Below are 17,243 nucleotides of genomic sequence, written 5' to 3' on the forward strand. Positions count from 1 at the left end.
TTGAACTACTTTCGCCTTGCCGGGCCGCTGGTCCGCCTGCTTGACGCCGAGATCGCCCATGGCCTGACAATCAGACTGCTGAAGGCCGGTCTGGTGCCGAAACAGCCGGTCTTCAATCCCGACGCCCTGAAGGTGCGACTGTGGGGTCGCGACTTCGCCAATCCGGTGGGACTGGCCGCAGGCTTCGACAAGAATGCCGAAGTCCCCGACGCCATGCTGGACCAGGGCTTCGGCTTCGTGGAAATCGGCTCGGTCACGCCTCGGCCCCAACCGGGAAACCCCAAGCCCCGCATGTTCCGCCTGTCCGAGGACCGGGCGGTGATCAACCGCATGGGCTTCAACAACCAGGGTCTCGATGCGGTGGCTGCAAGGCTGGCGGCCCGGCCGCGCATCGGCATCGTCGGCGCCAATCTCGGCAAGAACAAGGACACCGAGGACGCGGCCGCCGATTACGAGAAGGGCGCCGCCCGCCTGGCGCCGATGTCCGACTATCTGGTGATCAACGTATCCTCGCCCAACACGCCCGGCCTGCGCGCCCTTCAGGGCCGTGACCAACTTGAATCCCTGGTGGGCCGCACCCGCGCCGCCCTGACCAAGGCCATGCCGTCGGGCGCGCCGCCGCTGCTTTTGAAGATCGCCCCCGATCTGGCCTGGGAGGATCTGTCCGATATCGCCACCGTGGCCCTGGCTGGCGCCTTGGACGGACTCATCGTCTCCAATACCACGATCGCGCGGCCCGATTCTCTGCGCTCGAAGAATGCGGGCCAGACCGGCGGCCTGTCGGGCGCGCCCTTGTTCGAATCGTCTACCGCCATGTTGCGCCGGGTCTACGAACTGACTCAGGGCAAGCTGCCCATCATCGGCGTGGGCGGCATCGCCTCGGGGTCCGAGGCCTATGCCAAGATCCGGGCCGGAGCCTCGCTGGTCCAGCTCTATTCCGCCATGGTCTATGAAGGCCCGGCCCTGGTCACCCGCATCAAGCGCGAAATGGCCGAATTGCTGGCCCGCGACGGGTTCTCCTCCATCGCCCAGGCCGTGGGCGCCGATCATCGGGGCCACGGATTGTGATTGCGCAGATATCGGGACTGGCCGCCGTTGCCCAGCGCTATGACGGCTTCGTCCTCGACCTGTGGGGGGTCATCCATGACGGCGTCGTCGCCTATCCCGGCGTCGCCGAAACCCTGGCGGCGCTCCGCACCGCGGGCAAGCGCACCATCATGCTGTCCAATGCACCGCGCCGGGCGAGCGCCCTGATCGATCAGCTGACCCGTTTAGGCATCGGTCGCGATCTCTATGACGAGGTCCTGTCCTCGGGCGAGGCGGTGCATCTGGAGCTGGAACGCCGCACCGATCCCGTCTTCGCGGGCCTGGGCCCCAATCTCTACCATCTGGGGCCCGAGCGCGACCGCAATGTCTTCGATTCTTTGCCTTACCGGTCGGTCGACCTGAAATCCGCCGATTTCGTCCTCAATACCGGGCCGGTGGAAGTGACGGAGAGCGTTGCCGATTACCAGTCCGTGCTGGACGGCGCCCTGGTGCGCCGCCTGCCCATGGTCTGCGCCAATCCCGACCATGTGGTCATCCGCCAGGGCAAGCGCATCACCTGCGCCGGAGCCATTGCCGACCGCTATGCCGATATGGGCGGTCTGGTGGTGCAGCGGGGCAAGCCCGATGCGGCCATCTATGAGGTGGCGCTGGCGGCGCTGGGCATTGCCGACAAGACCCGCGTCTGCGCCGTGGGCGATGCCCTTCACACCGATATCCGGGGCGCGCGGGCCGGGGGCATCGACGCGGTGCTGGTCACCGGCGGCATCCATGCCGACGAACTTGGCATCAAATGGGGCGAGACCGCCGATCCGGTCCGGCTGGCCGAACTGGCCCGTCACCACGGCGAAATGCCCGTCGCCGCGCTTTCTAAATTCATCTGGTAAGGAGACTCCCATGGCCCAGCACGAAACCGATGTGGTGATCGTCGGCGCCGGCCCGGTGGGGCTGTTCGCGGTGTTCCAGTGCGGCATGGTCAAGCTGCGCTGCCATGTGGTCGACGCCCTGGAAGCGGTCGGCGGCCAGCTCTCCGCCCTTTACCCTGAAAAGCCCATCTACGACATTCCCGGCCACCCTTCCATTCTGGCCGCCGATCTGGTGGAGCGCCTGTCGGAACAGGCCTCCCCCTTTCACCCCACCTACCATGTCGCCACCCAGGTCAGCACGCTTTCGCGCCAGAGTGACGGGCATTGGCAGTGCGGCCTGTCCAATGGCGACTGCATCACCGCGCCTGCCGTGATCATCTGCGCCGGAGGCGGCGCCTTCGGCCCCAACCGCCCGCCCCTGGATGGGTTGGAGCAGTATGAAGGCTCCGGTGTTTTCTATCTCGTGCGCAAGCGCGAGGATTTCCGCGACAAGAAGGTGGTGATCGCCGGCGGTGGTGATTCCGCCGTGGACTGGGCCATCTCGCTCTCCGAAGTGGCCCAAAAGGTCATGGTGGTCCATCGCCGCCCCAAATTCCGCGCCGCCCCCGAATCCGAGGCGCGCCTCAAGCAACTGGCCGAGGCGGGCCGCGTCGAACTGGTGGTTCCCTACCAGCTTCACGGGCTGGATGGCGCGAACGGCAAGCTGTCGGCGGTCGTGGTCGCCACCCTGGAAGGCGAAACCAAGCGCCTGGACGCCGATGTGCTGCTGCCCTTCTACGGCCTGTCCAGCGATCTCGGCCCCATCGCCCAGTGGAATCTCGGCATGGACCGCAACCTGATCGCCGTCGATCCAGCCACGGGCGCCACCGACGCGCCCGGCATCTATGCGGCGGGCGATATCTGCACCTATCCCGGCAAGCTTAAGCTGATCTTGTCGGGCTTCGCCGAAGCCGCCCGCGTCGCCCATTCGGCCCATGACGTGGTCCATCCGGGCGAGGCCCTGCACTTCGAGCATTCGACCACGTCTGGGGTGCCGAAGGCTTAGACCATCGTGCATCAAATATGACGCACGATGGTCTAGATTATGTTTGTCCCTCGCCGGGCGCGCGCTTTGGCGCGCTTGGCCGCCGCCTCAATGGCGGCTGATCGCGGAGTGCGCCAGATTTGGCGCACTCCGCTCTAATCCCCCGCCCCGAAGAATTCCAGCTGCCATTCCATCTCGGCGGCGGATAGCGGGTGGTCGCCCTGCATGGGGGCCAGCACCTTGGAGGGGGGCAGCCGCAAAAGCTTGCTCTGCAACTGGCCGCCGAACCCGGCCGAGAGGCCAGCCTTCCAGGTCACCGCCACCATGCCCTTGGCGCTCTTGGTATAAACCACCTTGCGCACCGCCTTGGGCGGCAGGCCGGACAGCACCGCCAGGGCGGCGGAAACAAAGGCATAGTCCCCCGAGGACAAGGCCGTATCCACGGCCGTCTCGTCCAGATGCCCGGCGGCGTGCAGGGCGTGGGCCCGCTGGAGGGCGGCGGCCTCGTCGGCATCGCGCTTGGCCTCGCCCTTGGCGCCTGCGTCATCCTCGATCTCGCCGATGCGGCGCGACACCACGGCGGCCACGGCGGCCATGGCCTCGGCATCCAGATCGTGGCGCGCCGCCAGGGTCTGCAAAAGATTGGCGGCAACGAAGCGGGCCAGTTTTTGCGCCGTCCGGGCGGAAAGCTGCGGCCGCTCGATCATGGGACGATGCCAGGCCTCGATATCGGCGGCGCGATCGGCCAGACGGTCCAGGGTCTCCTCGCGGATCTGGGCGGACGGATTGCCCAGCAGCACGGCGATGGCGTCCACGTCATCGGTGGCGGCGATGGCGTCGGCCACCTTGACATTGACCACCGAGCGCCGCGAGATGCAGGCCAGGGCGCCGGGAATGGGACCCGCGCCGATGATCTCCAGCAGGTCCTCATCGGTCAGGACCGGCGAGAATTGCAGCACCGGCCCGGCCACCACCAATTCGGCATCACGGGCCAGACGGCGGATCACATCGGGCGGCGCATTGGCCACATCCTGCAAGGCCTCGGACAGAATCTGGCGCACCTTGGGGATCTGGTCGCGGGCCAACATCTCCAGGGATTCGAAGGTCATGCGGCGCAGGCGGTCCTGTTCATGGGCGGACAGGCCGGGAGCGACGCGGGCGATCTTGGCGGCCAGATCACCGCGCACCGCGTCGCTTTGATCGGAGGCGAGAAGCAGATTGGCCTGGGCGGGGGCATGGGGATTGGCCGCCACCTGACGGCGCACCTCCACATCCGTATCCTCGGCCAGGAAATAAAGGATTTCGGCCTTGATGTCCTCGCGGGCGGCCAGTTCGGCGCGGACCTTGGAATCGGAATGGGCGGCCAGTTCCTTGGCCTGCTCGTAATCCAGCGGCCCCTTGCGGCCGCCGCCGAACAATTTCTTGAGAAAGCCGGTCACGCAGCCCCTCCCGTCTGGGCGGGCGGAGCGATGCGCCAGGCGCCCTTGCCGCTACGCTTGACCTCGTACATGGCTTTGTCTGCCCTGGCGATGAGTTCCTCGAGGGTCTCTTGGTAAGTGCCGCCATGAACCGCCACGCCCAGCGAACAGCCCAGCGGCTTGTCCGGCGAGCCGGAGAAGTGGTTCAGCCCCTTGGCCGCCTCCAGAATATCCTGGCAGCGCTTGATGGCGATATGTTCCTCGGCGGCTTCCAGCCATATGGCGAATTCGTCGCCGCCCAGCCGCGCCACCAGATCGATGGGCCTGGTATGCTGCAAGAGCATCTCGCGCACCGCCAGCAGGGCCTCGTCGCCGGTCTGGTGACCATGGATGTCGTTGACCGCCTTGAAATTGTCCAGGTCCACATAGATCAGAGCGGCGGGCTTGCCCTCGCGCTTGAGGCGCTGGAACCTGCGGGCGATCTCCTCGAAGAAGGCGCGGCGGTTGAACAGGCCGGTCAGACCGTCGGTGCGCGACAGTTTCAGCATGCGTTCGTGATTGGTGATCTGTTCGGCGGCCAGCCCCACCTGATTGGCCACGTCGTCGATGAGCAGCCGGTCGTCGTCGCTCCAGGCGGCGCGGTTCATCTGGCGCCACAGCAACACGGCGCCGTTGATGGAATGGCGGTAACGGCAGACCGAGGCCAGGACCCGCCAATCCCCCAGGTCGGAATCGTAATGGTCGGAACTTTCGAAAGTATCGAGTACCGAGCGGGCCTCTCCGAATTCGCCATATTCGGCCGAAAGGGCGAAATCGGAATCCTCGGACTGGATGCGGAAAATCTGGCAGCCGGAAGCGCCCAGGGCGCGGGCCGTGGCCTCGGCCGCCGCCTTCAGCATGTCCGAGGGATCGACCTCGTCCCTGATGGTGCGCACGATATAGCTGAGCAGGCGCTCGCGGTTATTGGCGCGCGACAGAGCCGCATCGCGCAGCCGCTCCTGCGTCACGTCGCGGCAGACGCCGCGCGCTCCGCGCCATTCGCCGCCATCGCCCCGGATGGGCGTGGACGAGGCCAGAAGGCAAAGCGGATGGCCGTCCGATTGGCGCATCCAGACCTCGATATCCTCGACCGGAGAGACCGCGTCGAAGGGGCCGGGGCCGTGGGTGTTTTCCTCCTGAAGCACGAAATCACTGGGGCGGCGCCCCACCAGTTCGTCGGCGGCAAAGCCCAGGGCGCCCTTGGGGCTGACGAAGACGAAATGCCCGTCGGCCCCGGTCTCCCAGGCGAAGTCGCTGGAAATCTCCACCAGATCCTTATAGCGCTGGCGCGATTCCACCAGGGCGGCGCGCAGATTGCGTTCCAGGGTCACATCGCGGCCGAACAGGATGGTCTGGCCGCCCTCGGCGGGAATGGCCACCAGATCGAGGATCATCGTCCCTCCGGTGGCGAGGGACAAGCTCTCCACCGACGTGGCCCCCGGCTGCGCCAACAGGGCCGACAGACATCCGAGCCGTTCCTGGACCAGCGCGTGAGTCAGGGCCTCGGCCCGGCCGTTGGCGGCGAGAATACCGCCGTCGCGGTCAAGCAACACCGCCGGACCGGGAAAGGCGTTCAGCCCCTCCACCCCCAGGACAAGCGCGGGGCGACCGCTTTGCGGAAGCTTCACCCTCGATTTTTCACCCGGCACATCCATTAAACGCTGATCCGGCCCATCTGATGGTTGATCCTCCTACCATAGGCATAGCCGCTTAACGATCCCCTAAAGGGGCAAGCTTGCCTTGGGCCTCCGAGCGCGCTACCTCTTGGGCCATGGACAAGGATTTTCCCGATCTGTCGCGCATCGAGACCTGGGTCTTCGACCTGGACAACACGCTGTATCCGGCGTCGTCCAGCCTGTTCCCGCAGATCGACGTCCGCATGCGACGCTTCATTGCCGAGCGTCTGAACCTGTCGCTGGACGACGCCTATGCCTTGCAGAAGCGTTACTATAAGGAATTCGGCACCACGCTGCGCGGCCTGATGCTGGTGCATAAGATCGAGCCCGAGGCGTTCCTGGCCTTCGTTCATGATATCGACTGCACCGTGCTGGACGCGGCGCCCCGGCTGGACGCAGCTCTTTCGTCCCTTTCAGGGCGCAAGCTGATCTTCACCAACGGCTCCGAGCGTCACGCCGAGAACGTGCTGGCCCGCCTGGGACTGGCCCGGCATTTCGAAGGCATCTTCGATATCCGCGCCGCCCGCTTCATCCCCAAGCCGCAGCCCGAATGCTACCAGCTGATGATCGACCGCCACGCGGTCGATCCCCGCTCCGCCCTGATGGTCGAAGACATCCACCGCAACCTGCGCCCGGCAGCCGCCATCGGCATGACCACATTGTGGGTCAAGGAGGATGGGCACCCCGATACCGAGGTGCTGGGCCAGGATGGCGGCGACCTTTCCCACGTCCACCACATCACCGACGACCTGGCCGCTTGGCTGGAACGGGCCGCGCGGGGCTGAAGGCTTCCCCCCAATTGGTGGCCACTGCCGGAATCGAACCGGCATGCCCGAGGGCGAGCGATTTTAAGTTAATCGTGTTTATATAGCGCCTTGTTTTTACAAGGGAAATTTGCGCACATACTAAACTGTGTATGTTTCTGTGTTTACGCAGTCATTATTGCGTTGTGCTTTTCAGCGCCAACGACGCGGGCGCGGACTTACATCATATAAGTCCGCCGATAAGCCGCCCCGCGTGATTGTAAGGCTGGCGAACTATCTCGCCGCCATATTTTCTGACAGTCAGTCGTTGGAGCGTATGGGACGGCAAACCTCCCGATAGGCGGTCTGGGTGTCCTCGTCAGAAACATATTCGCAGCCATTCCACCGCAGATCACCCCATCGGCCATACCCGATCCGATGCCAACCGCCATCGGTATCGGGGAGAACGCGGACATAGCCCGCTTCTCCACTGGCATTGGCGAGCAGGCGCCATCGACCGTCACGCAAGGTGAGTATCCGCATCAGGCAACCACCGCTACCGCACCAGGACGCACTTTGCATGAGGAGCAGTCGTTCGGGTTTACCATCGTCATTCAGGTCCACATCGGCCCAATAGACTTCACTCTTGTTGATGGCATTCCGCCAATCTCGCCGCTCCTCCCGGAAGTGTGATGCGGTGCGGATGAAGTGCTGTTCCTCGGGCGAAAGGGTATTATGGAATGAGATGGCGCGCCCCGGCGGCATCTCTTGGGCCGTGGCGGCGCCTGCCCAAAAAAAGACTACGCCCGCGATAAGCCTGAGACGTCTCCCCACTTGCTCCTCCCTTATTTCCAGCCTCCTGGAGTGTATGGAGTATCCCTGAACTGGCGCAATCGACGCATGACACGCCTGTCGGCGGAATCAAATTTTTGTGCTTTGCCGCTGGCTTGGCGCTCCAGTTTAGCAAGTGTCTGGTGGGTTTTTCCCGCGCCCTCACGATGTGCGGCGGCGGCAACACCACCGGCTGTGACCGGAACGGTGCTGCCATCCGGCCCGACATAGTCTTTTCCGGCATGCGCCATGCTGCCGTTCCTGGTGGCCTGTTCCTCAGCGCGGCGCATGACGTCACCAAAAGCAACCTCTTGAGCGTCGGGCTTGTCGAGGAAATCCTGATCAGAACCGACCCCTTGCGCACGAGCCTTGTTGGTCCAATTGCCCTGGCTATCTTTCCAACCGGCGTCTTTAAGAGAGCCTTCGAGAATCTGATAGCGCCCCAGCGCGCTTGAGCCGTCTTCGTTGCGCAGGTCATAGCCTCCACCGGGATGAACGTCGCTACGCTCGGCCTCCGCGATTTTCTCTCGGAATTTCTGGTTGGACTTGCCCTGCCATGGCTCGCTCCCATTGGAAGAGCTGCCAGTGCCGCCGCTCCGCTCATGGGCGGCGACATCGACGACCTTGCCGTTGATGGTGCGGCTATAGCTACGAACGTGAATGGACCCCGAGGAGCCATTGGCCACCTTGGTCCCGTCCGAGGCGTAGATATGCCCGTCGGCGCCCTGGTGGCGCTCCAACTGATCGGTATGGTCACCGCGCAGGGGTCTGGTCGGGGTAGAGAGTGGCGAAGCCCTGGGACACCATGCCGCGCCAGGACTGAGAGTTCGGGTGGCGGGAATTGGTGTAGCGGGGATCGGCCATTGCGTTCTTCAGGTTGGCCTCGGTCAGGGTGAATGGGTATTTCATCATGGCTCTCCTTTGGCGAGCGTCAGAGCGTGCAACACCCATCGCCGAGGCATGGCCCCGGCGGCGCTCCCAATCTGAATTGGACATAAAAAAGCCCGGCCCCGCGTGTTCGGCGGTCCGGGCGCAACTGTGACGTTGATGAGTGTTTATACCATAGCGCGCCGCGCGACAGAACTCTTTTTGTTCACCATGCGATCACGCTATAATCGCGGCGCGGCGACGAATTGGCACGTCATCCCATGTGGTGGTGGCCCCTGCCGGAATCGAACCGGCACGCCCGAAGGCGAGCGATTTTAAGTCGCTTGCGTCTACCAGTTCCGCCAAGGGGCCTTGGGGAAAGTCCGTCCTTATACCCCAGCCTCGTTCCCGCCCCAAGCCCCGGCTTGCGTCCAGGATGAAGCGGTATAAACACTTATTGCTAATATTAAAACAATCATATCTAATGGCGCCGTGGCACGCCCTGGGGAGGTTGTGCCGCCAATTCATCACCTTCGGCGTGCGCTGCGCGACGAACCTGGGCTGGCCGGGTGGCTCTCAGGGATCGATCAGCGTCCGCGCGCCGGAACGAATCAGGCGCCTGCCTGTCTGGAAGGAAGACGGTCCATGGCCTTTGGAATCGCCGCGCGCTTTGGCGCCGCTTTGGTCGCCATGTCGGTTGGCACCGCCGCCACCATGGGATGGTTCAGCAACAGCCACACGGTCTCGCTGATCGAGCAGGCCGAGCAGCGGGAACTGATGGGCCGCTTCGAACAGTTGTCCGACGCCATCGGCAATTCCTCCGACCAGGCCAAGGCCATGGCCGCCCTGGTGGCCAATCTGCCCGGCATTCCCCATCTGGTCGCCACGGCAAGCCGCGATGCCCTGGCGCTCCAGATGGTTCCCATGTTCAAGGCCATTGCCCAGCCCTTCGGTGTCGAGCAGTTCCAGTTCCACACGCCCCCGGCCACCTCGTTCCTGCGTGTCAATTCCCCGGCCAAGTTCGGCGACGACCTGTCGTCCTTCCGCCAGACCGTCGTCCAGACCAACGCCACGCAACAGCCCAATTCCGGCCTTGAATTCGGCGTTACCGGCCTGGGCGTGCGCGGATTGATGCCGCTGTTCGACGAGGGACGCCATGTGGGCTCGGTGGAATTCGGCATGAGCTTCGGCCAGCCCTTCTTCGCCGATTTCAAAAAATCCTTCGGCGTCGATGTGGCGCTTCACATCAAGGCCAAGGACGAGTTCAAGATCTTCGCTGGCACCTTACCCGCCTCCACCCTATCGGCCGACGAGATCGCCACCGCCCTGGGCGGCAAGGACATCGTCAAGGCCATGGAAAGCGACAAGGGCGCCCGAACCGCCGTGCTGGCCCGCGCCATCAAGGATTTCAGCGGCAAGCCGGTGGGCGTGGCCGAAATCGTCATGGACGCGTCCCACTACGGCGCCCAATTGTCCGAGGCGCGGCGGACCATGAGCCTGCTGATCCTGGGCGCCGTCCTGGTGGCGGTTGCTTTAAGCGTGGTGCTCAGCCGCTCCATCACCCGGCCGGTTCTGGCCATGAGTGCCGCCATGGACCGCATCGCCAGGAGGGACTTCGCCGTGGACATCCACGGGCTGGAACGCGACGACGAGATCGGCCACATGGCCCGCGCCGTCCAGGTGGTCCAAAAGGAGGTTCAGCGCACCGCCGAACTGGAAGAGGCCCAGAAGCGGAACCTGATCGAGTTGGAACAGGGCCACAAGGCGCTGAACGACGGTATGCAGATGCAACTGGAAGGCATCGTCGAAGCCGCCATGCAGAGCAACGAGGCCGGTGTGGTTCTGGCCCGCATGTCGGGTTCGGTGCGCCGCGCCTCGGAACAGAGCCAGTCCATCGCTAGCGCCATCGAGCAATTGGTGGCCTCCGTCGGCACCATCGCCCAGTCCTCGGAGATCGCCGCTGGCGAGGCTTCGGATGCCGAGGCCGCGGCCAAGGAAGGCGTCTCGGCCACCGCCGCCGCCCGCCGAGCCATGGACGGGTTGTTGCAGGCGGTCTCCGACGTGGGCGGCAAGATCGAAGCCCTGTCCAGCGCCTCGGACCAGATCGCCGCCATCATCGACCAGATCGAGGCCATCGCTGGCCAAACCAACCTCCTGGCGCTCAACGCCACCATCGAGGCGGCCCGCGCTGGCGAGGCCGGGAAGGGCTTTGCCGTGGTGGCGGGCGAAGTGAAAACCCTGGCCAACCAGACCGCCAAGGCCACCGTCGATATCCGGGCCCGCATCGAAGGCCTGGTCAGCGACATGGACGGCGCGCGGGCCTCCATGGAACGCTCACGCGGCGCCGCCAATGACGGAATGGCCGCCGTTGGCCAGGTCACCGGCGGGCTGGAGGCCATCGCCGGACGGATCGACGGCGTGACCCGGCGCATGCATGACATCGCCGATATCCTCGGCCAGCAGAACGCCGCCGCCGCCGAGGTCTCGTCGGCCACCGGCGAAATCGCCTCGCTGTCCGAGCATAATCTGGAAGAAATCGCCCAGGTTCTGCATTCCATGACCGAGGCGGCGACGGTTCTCGACCGCCGCGCCGAGGACTTCGCCAAGATGGGAACGGCGGAAACCCTGCTCCAGGTGGCCAAGAACGACCATATCCGCTTCAAGCGCTCCATCATCGACCGCATCATGGGCCGCAACGACCTGACCGCCGACAGGCTGGCCGACCACCATACCTGCCGCCTGGGCAAGTGGTACGACAGCCTGAAGGACGACCGGCTGACCGGTCTTGCCGCCTATGGCAACCTGCTCGATCCCCATCAGCGCGTCCATGCCCATGGCAAGCGGGCCCTGGACCTCCACGCCCAGGGCGACACCCAGGCCGCCATGGAAGAAGTGGACAAGCTGAACGGGGCTTCGCACGAAGTTCTGTCCCTGCTGGAGGAAATGGCCCGGGCTCTGCGCCACGCGGCCTGAAAACCCGCCTTTTCCTTACCCAGAACCGGCCCGCAACATTGACAGAAGGCGGGCTGGCCTCTATCTCTTGCCGGTCGCGATAGGCCCTCGTTCGGGCCTGCTCTCATATCTTGGGGAAGCTTCATGTTCGGCGCCCTTGCCCGGCGGATCTTCGGAACCGCCAACGACCGTGTACTCAAGCCGCTGAAGAAGCATGTCGAGGCGGTCAACGCCTTGGAACCTGACTTCGAGAAGCTCTCCGACGACGAGCTGAAGGCCAAGACCACCGAGTTCCGCGCCCGGCTGGAAAGCGGCACCGAACTGAACGACCTGATGGTCGAGGCCTTCGCCACCGTGCGCGAAGCCGCCAAACGCACCTTAGGGCAGCGCCCCTTCGACGTTCAGTTGCTGGGCGGCATGGTGCTGCATCAGGGCCGCATTTCCGAGATGAAGACCGGCGAAGGCAAGACCCTGGTCGCCACCTTGCCGGTCTATCTCAACGCGCTCTCGGCCAAGGGCGTGCATGTGGTCACCGTCAACGACTATCTGGCCAAGCGCGATTCCGAGTGGATGGGCCAGATCTACCGCTTCTTAGGGCTTAGCGTCGGCGTCATCGTCCACGGCATGGACGATCTCGAGCGCCAGCAGGCCTATGCCTGCGACGTGACCTACGGCACCAATAACGAACTGGGCTTCGACTATCTGCGCGACAACATGAAGTTCCGCCTGGAAGAGATGGTCCAGCGGCCCTTCAACTACGCCATCGTCGATGAAGTCGATTCCATCCTGGTGGACGAGGCGCGCACCCCGCTGATCATCTCAGGGCCCACCGAGGACAATTCCGACCTCTACCGCCTGGTGGACAAGCTGATGCCCGCCCTGGTCCCTGAGGATTACGAGAAGGACGAGAAGGTGCGCGCCGTGACGCTCACCGACCGTGGCACCGAACACGTCGAGGAGATGCTGCAGGCCGCCGACCTGATGAAGGGCACCCTCTACGACATCGGCAATGTCAGCCTGGTCCATCACGTCAATCAGGCGCTGCGCGCCCACAAGCTGTTCACCCGCGACGTGGACTACATCGTCAAGAATGACAAGGTCATCATCATCGACGAGTTCACCGGCCGCATGATGGAAGGCCGCCGCTATTCCGAGGGCCTGCACCAGGCCCTGGAGGCCAAGGAAGGCGTGACCATCCAGAACGAGAACCAGACCCTGGCCTCGATCACCTTCCAGAACTATTTCCGCCTCTACCCCAAGCTGGCGGGCATGACCGGCACCGCCATGACCGAGGCCGGGGAATTCGCCGAGATCTACAATCTCGACGTCGTCGAGATCCCCACCAATCTGGCGGTCAGCCGCAAGGACCACGACGACGAGGTCTATCGCACCGCCAAGGAAAAATACGAAGCCATCGTCACCCTGATCGAGGAATGCCGTGGCCGCATGCAGCCCGTGCTGGTGGGCACCACCTCCATCGAGAAGTCCGAGCTGCTCTCGGAGATGCTGAAGAAGAAGAAGATTCCGCATCAGGTGCTGAACGCCCGCTATCACGAGCAGGAAGCCTATATCGTCGCCCAGGCTGGCGTGCCCGGGGGCGTGACCATCGCCACCAATATGGCGGGCCGTGGCACCGACATTCAGTTGGGCGGCAATCTCGAGATGCGCACCAAGATGGAGCTGGCCGACATCACCGACGTGGCCGAACGCGCCAAGCGCATCGAGGGCCTCAAGGCCGAGATCGAGGTCAACAAGCAGAAGGTGCGCGACTCCGGCGGCCTCTATGTGGTCGGCTCGGAACGCCACGAATCGCGCCGCATCGACAACCAGCTGCGCGGCCGTTCGGGCCGCCAGGGCGATCCCGGCGCGTCGAAGTTCTTCCTGTCGCTCGAAGACGACCTGATGCGCATCTTCGGGTCCCAGCGCATGGACGGCATGTTGCAGAAGCTGGGCCTCAAGGACGGCGAGGCCATCGTCCATCCCTGGATCAACAAGGCCCTGGAAAAGGCCCAGCAGAAGGTCGAGGCCCGCAACTTCGACATCCGTAAGAACCTGCTGAAGTTCGACGACGTGATGAACGACCAGCGCAAGGTCATCTACGAACAGCGCAAGGACCTGATGAGCGCCGACGACGTCTCGGAAGAGATCGTCGCCTTCCGCCACGAAGTCATCGCCGAGATGGTCGCCCGCTGCATCCCCGAACGCGCCTATGCCGACCAGTGGGATACGGCGGCGCTGCACGAGGAAGTGCTGCGCGTCTTCAACCTGGACCTGCCCATCGCCGAATGGGGCAAGGAAGAAGGCATCGCCGACCAGGAAATCCGCACCCGCATCACCGACCACGCCGACCGCAAGGCCGCCGCCAAGGTGGCCGAATACTCGCCCGAAACCATGCGCATGGTGGAAAAGAGCCTGCTGTTGCAGATCCTCGATCAGTCGTGGAAGGAACACCTGCTGCAGCTGGATCATCTGCGCCAGGGCATTTCCTTGCGCGCCTACGCCCAGCGCGATCCCTTGAACGAGTACAAGCGCGAGGCCTTCAACATGTTCGAGCAGATGCTGCTCGACCTGCGCGAACGCGTCACTTCGGTCCTGGCCCATGTCCAGCTACGCTTCTCCAGCGAGGAAGAGGCGGAGCAGGCCCTCGAGCCCCAGCGCCCGTCGCGGACCCAGGAAACCCGCGAAGATCCCGCCCTGTCGGGCGGCGGCGGAGCCTCCATCGCCCTGGCCCAGCGCAACACCACCATCGACCCCAACGACCCCGCCACCTGGGCCGCGACGCCGCGCAATGCGCCCTGCCCCTGCGGCTCGGGCAAGAAGTACAAGCACTGCCACGGGGCGGCCTGAAGCGGAGCGCGGAACGCCCCCGTTAACTGGTGCGGACCTTCTCCACGAAGTCCCGCACGATGACGCGCAAGGTCTGCGACTGCGCGGCCAGTTTGCTTGCGGAGGTCAGGACGGTCCCCGAGGCCTGGCCGGTTTCCCGCGCCGCCGACGTGACGCCGGCGATGTTGCCGGACACTGACTGAGTACCCTGTGAAGCCTCTTCCACGTTGCGGGCGATTTCCCGTGTGGCGGCGCCTTGCTGTTCCACCGAGGACGCAATAGCGGCTGAAATCGCATCGATGCGGGTTATGGTGGCGCCGACGCCCTGGATGGCATGGACGGCTCGTCCGGTTTCCGTCTGCACCGAAGAGATCTGTTGCGATATCTCGTCGGTGGCCCGCGCCGTCTGATTGGCGAGGTTCTTCACCTCGCCCGCCACCACAGCAAAGCCTTTTCCCGCTTCACCCGCCCGGGCCGCTTCGATGGTCGCGTTGAGCGCCAGCAGATTGGTCTGCGAAGCGATATCGTTGATCAGAGTCACCACCTCACCGATGCGCTTTGTGGCCTCGGACAGGCCGTGGACAATGGCATTGGCCTGGGAGGCCTCTTCTACAGCTGCGCGGGCGATTTGGGCCGATTCGGCGACCGAGGCGGACAGTTCTTCGGTCGCGGCCGCGACGGTCTCCACATTGGCGGCGGCATGCTCCGAGGCGTCCGCCACGTCCTGCGCCCTGTGGGCCACCTGCTCCGAAAGACCGGACAACGCCTGGGCCGTGTGTTCCATCTCGGCCGACGCTGTAGCCACGTTGTCGACCACCCCGGAGACACCGGCTTCGAATTCGGTGGCCAAGGCTTTCATTTCCTCGTGATGGCGGATTTCCGCCTGCCGCTTGCTTTCCAGCGAGGATGCTTCCAACCGGATTTTTTCCTGCGCATTCAGCTTGAACACCTGGACGGCACGGGCAATCCCCCCCACCTCGTCCCTGCGATCCTGTCCAGTCACCTCGACGTCGGTGTCGTTACGGGCAAGCCGGTCCATGACAGCGATGATGTTGTGGATGGGGCGGGACACTGAACGCCCGAACAGCGCCGACAGGGTGAAGCCCAGAACCAGTCCGAGGCCGACCAGTCCGAAACTGGCACTGCGGTCGCGTTCATAGCCTCTCTCCCCTTCGGCGAACAAATTCGCAGCCTCCTTTCTCTGGTAATCCAGCAGCTTGCGAAGCGGGGTCGCCGCCTCGCGGAACTTGGCCACCCCCTTGGCCCCCATCAGATCGACGAGGACGGCGTTGGCGTTACCGGCGGCGATGCGGTCCCAGCTTTCCTGAATGAATGCCTGATAGCCCTTGATGCCAGCCTCGGCGTCACGGGCCAGAGCTGCCTCCTCGGGCGACAGAGGACTGGCGGTGTAGGCCATCCATGTCTTGTTCAGATCGGCAAGCTGTTTGGCATATTCGTCGCGGACCACGGCCAGACGGGCCGCATCCGTCTCGATGGTCGCCCCGACCAGGCGGACACGAATGCGATGCAGGGCATCCACGGTCCCAGACAGATGAATCAGCGCCTGGGTGGTGTCTTCCGTCACCATCTTGAAGCCATCGTGCATGCGGCTCATACCCATGATGCCGAAGCCGCTCGTGGCTGTCAGCAACAGCAGCAGCAAGATGGTCATGGTCTGAAGCTTACGGGTGATCGTCCAATGAAATCCCATGACACGCCCTCGCTACCTGTCTCTTTCCGGCCATGCCGACCCGCTCCGCCTTGCTGCTGACAGAGCACCGCGCACCGCCTAACCACAGTGCAATCGGGTGTGCAAAAGATAAGAGTTGCCAGCCATTTCTGGAATAGAAAAAGGGCGGGAAGCCGTGGCCTCCCGCCCTTCTCTTGACCGAACGACGTCCGCTTAGCGGGTCGGAACCGGGGTCTCGCCGGTGTAGTCGTAGAAGCCACGACCGGTCTTGCGGCCCAGCCATCCGGCTTCGACATACTTCACCAGCAGCGGGCAGGGACGATACTTGGTATCGGCCAGGCCTTCATGCAGCACCTGCATGACCGCCAGACAGGTATCCAGGCCGATGAAGTCGGCCAGTTCCAGCGGGCCCATGGGATGGTTGGCGCCCAGCTTCATGGCGGTGTCGATGCAGGTCACCGAGCCGACGCCCTCGTACAGGGTGTAGACGGCTTCGTTGATCATGGGCAGCAGGATGCGGTTGACGATGAAGGCCGGGAAGTCTTCGGCCGAGACCGGGCTCTTGCCCAGCTTCACGGTCATGTCGCGCACCAGGGAGAAGGTCTCCTCGCTGGTGGCGATGCCGCGGATCAGTTCCACCAGCTTCATGACCGGCACCGGGTTCATGAAGTGCATGCCCATGAACTTGGCGGGACGGTCGGTGGCGGCACCCAGACGGGTGATGGACAGCGACGAGGTGTTGGACGCGATATGGGCCTCGGGCTTCAGCACCGGGCAGAGCTGGGCGAAGATGGCCCGCTTGATCTTCTCGTCCTCGGTGGCGGCCTCGATGACCAGATCGCTGTCCGAGAAATCGGCATAGGCGGTGGTGGTCTTGATGCGCGACAGGGTGGCGGACTTCTCAGCCTCGGTCAGCTTGCCCTTGGAAACGGCACGGTCCAGGTTCTTGGTGATGGTGCCCATGCCCTTCTTCAGGGCTTCCTCGGTGACGTCCAGCAGGACGACATCAAAGCCGGAAGCGGCACAGACATGGGCGATACCATTGCCCATCTGGCCTGCGCCGATAACACCGATCTTCTTGATAGCAGTCATTATGTGGCTCCCGGATACTAGGGCATTTGCCTTAGGGCAGGTTGAAAACTACTTGTTCAGTTCGGAGGCAAGCTCCGGCAACACCTTGAACAGGTCCGCCACCAGGCCGTAATCGGCGACCTGGAAGATGGGGGCCTCTTCGTCCTTGTTGATGGCGACGATGACCTTGGAATCC

At 64.1% G+C, this 17,243-nt stretch carries 13 protein-coding genes, 1 tRNA gene and 1 pseudogene; 6 read left to right on the forward strand and 9 right to left on the reverse strand.

Annotated features, from left to right (window positions below; genetic code table 11):
• From CCC_RS20175 to CCC_RS20185, 3 genes are read left to right on the forward strand one after another with little or no spacing between them, the layout of a single operon-like run.
• Complete coding sequence (locus CCC_RS20175; protein WP_009868868.1) at positions 1-1,068, forward strand: quinone-dependent dihydroorotate dehydrogenase; 1,068 nt, start codon at positions 1-3, stop codon at positions 1,066-1,068.
• Positions 1,065-1,931 (forward strand): TIGR01459 family HAD-type hydrolase, encoded by an 867-nt coding sequence (locus tag CCC_RS20180; RefSeq protein WP_009868869.1) that lies wholly within the window; start codon positions 1,065-1,067, stop codon positions 1,929-1,931. Before CCC_RS20175 ends, CCC_RS20180 begins: the two co-directional genes overlap by 4 nt.
• 10 nt (positions 1,932-1,941) lie before the next feature.
• The gene (locus CCC_RS20185; RefSeq protein ID WP_009868870.1) at positions 1,942-2,955 is read left to right on the forward strand and encodes an NAD(P)/FAD-dependent oxidoreductase; all 1,014 of its coding nucleotides are present in this window, start codon (positions 1,942-1,944) and stop codon (positions 2,953-2,955) included.
• Positions 2,956-3,089: 134 nt separating this feature from the next.
• Here the strand turns inward: CCC_RS20185 and CCC_RS20190 are convergent, their stop codons facing one another.
• On the reverse strand, positions 3,090-4,373 hold the full coding sequence (locus tag CCC_RS20190) for a DUF2336 domain-containing protein (RefSeq protein WP_009868871.1): 1,284 nt from the start codon (positions 4,371-4,373) through the stop codon (positions 3,090-3,092).
• Positions 4,370-6,019 (reverse strand): sensor domain-containing diguanylate cyclase, encoded by a 1,650-nt coding sequence (locus CCC_RS20195; protein ID WP_236686425.1) that lies wholly within the window; start codon positions 6,017-6,019, stop codon positions 4,370-4,372. The genes CCC_RS20190 and CCC_RS20195 overlap by 4 nt, the downstream gene beginning before the upstream one ends.
• Positions 6,020-6,162: 143 nt before the next feature.
• Here CCC_RS20195 and CCC_RS20200 point away from each other — a divergent pair, with 143 nt between their 5' ends.
• Positions 6,163-6,852, forward strand: a complete 690-nt coding sequence (locus CCC_RS20200) for a pyrimidine 5'-nucleotidase (RefSeq protein WP_009868874.1) — start codon at positions 6,163-6,165, stop codon at positions 6,850-6,852.
• 279 nt (positions 6,853-7,131) lie between these two features.
• Here the strand turns inward: CCC_RS20200 and CCC_RS22265 are convergent, their stop codons facing one another.
• The 4 genes from CCC_RS22265 to CCC_RS20215 all read right to left on the reverse strand — a co-directional run bounded on the left by CCC_RS22265 (position 7,132) and on the right by CCC_RS20215 (position 8,880).
• Positions 7,132-7,644: a hypothetical protein gene (locus CCC_RS22265; protein WP_152619819.1), complete on the reverse strand. Its 513-nt coding sequence runs from the start codon at positions 7,642-7,644 to the stop codon at positions 7,132-7,134.
• An 11-nt stretch (positions 7,645-7,655) separates the two neighbouring features.
• The gene (locus CCC_RS20210) at positions 7,656-8,381 is read right to left on the reverse strand and encodes a hypothetical protein (RefSeq protein ID WP_041042889.1); all 726 of its coding nucleotides are present in this window, start codon (positions 8,379-8,381) and stop codon (positions 7,656-7,658) included.
• 13 nt (positions 8,382-8,394) lie between these two features.
• Positions 8,395-8,553, reverse strand: coding sequence for a hypothetical protein (locus tag CCC_RS22510; RefSeq protein ID WP_009868875.1), 159 nt, complete (start codon positions 8,551-8,553; stop codon positions 8,395-8,397).
• A gap of 242 nt (positions 8,554-8,795) precedes the next feature.
• Positions 8,796-8,880, reverse strand: a tRNA-Leu gene (locus CCC_RS20215).
• 273 nt (positions 8,881-9,153) lie between these two features.
• Here CCC_RS20215 and CCC_RS20220 point away from each other — a divergent pair.
• Both CCC_RS20220 and secA read left to right on the forward strand, forming a co-directional pair.
• Entirely contained in the window at positions 9,154-11,481 is a 2,328-nt protein-coding gene (locus CCC_RS20220; protein ID WP_041042891.1) for a methyl-accepting chemotaxis protein, read from the forward strand.
• Positions 11,482-11,604: 123 nt separating this feature from the next.
• On the forward strand, positions 11,605-14,307 hold the full coding sequence (secA, locus tag CCC_RS20225) for a preprotein translocase subunit SecA (RefSeq protein WP_009868219.1): 2,703 nt from the start codon (positions 11,605-11,607) through the stop codon (positions 14,305-14,307).
• 22 nt (positions 14,308-14,329) lie between these two features.
• Here secA and CCC_RS20230 read toward each other — a convergent pair whose 3' ends face one another.
• The 3 genes and pseudogenes from CCC_RS20230 to CCC_RS22270 all read right to left on the reverse strand — a co-directional run.
• The gene (locus tag CCC_RS20230; protein WP_041042893.1) at positions 14,330-15,997 is read right to left on the reverse strand and encodes a methyl-accepting chemotaxis protein; all 1,668 of its coding nucleotides are present in this window, start codon (positions 15,995-15,997) and stop codon (positions 14,330-14,332) included.
• A gap of 192 nt (positions 15,998-16,189) precedes the next feature.
• The gene (locus tag CCC_RS20235) at positions 16,190-17,068 is read right to left on the reverse strand and encodes a 3-hydroxybutyryl-CoA dehydrogenase (protein WP_009868216.1); all 879 of its coding nucleotides are present in this window, start codon (positions 17,066-17,068) and stop codon (positions 16,190-16,192) included.
• A 48-nt stretch (positions 17,069-17,116) separates the two neighbouring features.
• A pseudogene (locus CCC_RS22270) lies at positions 17,117-17,243 on the reverse strand (electron transfer flavoprotein subunit alpha/FixB family protein); the annotation flags it as partial.

Source organism: Paramagnetospirillum magnetotacticum MS-1 (assembly GCF_000829825.1).
Classification (GTDB): Bacteria; Pseudomonadota; Alphaproteobacteria; order Rhodospirillales; family Magnetospirillaceae; genus Phaeospirillum; species Phaeospirillum magnetotacticum.

Coding starts and splice junctions, on each gene's coding strand:
- CCC_RS20185 (WP_009868870.1), top strand. CDS start 1,942: ATGGCCCAGCACGAAACCGATGTGGTGATCGTCGGCGCCGGCCCGGTG.
- CCC_RS20200 (WP_009868874.1), top strand. CDS start 6,163: ATGGACAAGGATTTTCCCGATCTGTCGCGCATCGAGACCTGGGTCTTC.
- CCC_RS22510 (WP_009868875.1), bottom strand. CDS start 8,553: ATGATGAAATACCCATTCACCCTGACCGAGGCCAACCTGAAGAACGCA.
- CCC_RS20220 (WP_041042891.1), top strand. CDS start 9,154: ATGGCCTTTGGAATCGCCGCGCGCTTTGGCGCCGCTTTGGTCGCCATG.
- secA (WP_009868219.1), top strand. CDS start 11,605: ATGTTCGGCGCCCTTGCCCGGCGGATCTTCGGAACCGCCAACGACCGT.
- CCC_RS20230 (WP_041042893.1), bottom strand. CDS start 15,997: ATGGGATTTCATTGGACGATCACCCGTAAGCTTCAGACCATGACCATC.
- CCC_RS20235 (WP_009868216.1), bottom strand. CDS start 17,068: ATGACTGCTATCAAGAAGATCGGTGTTATCGGCGCAGGCCAGATGGGC.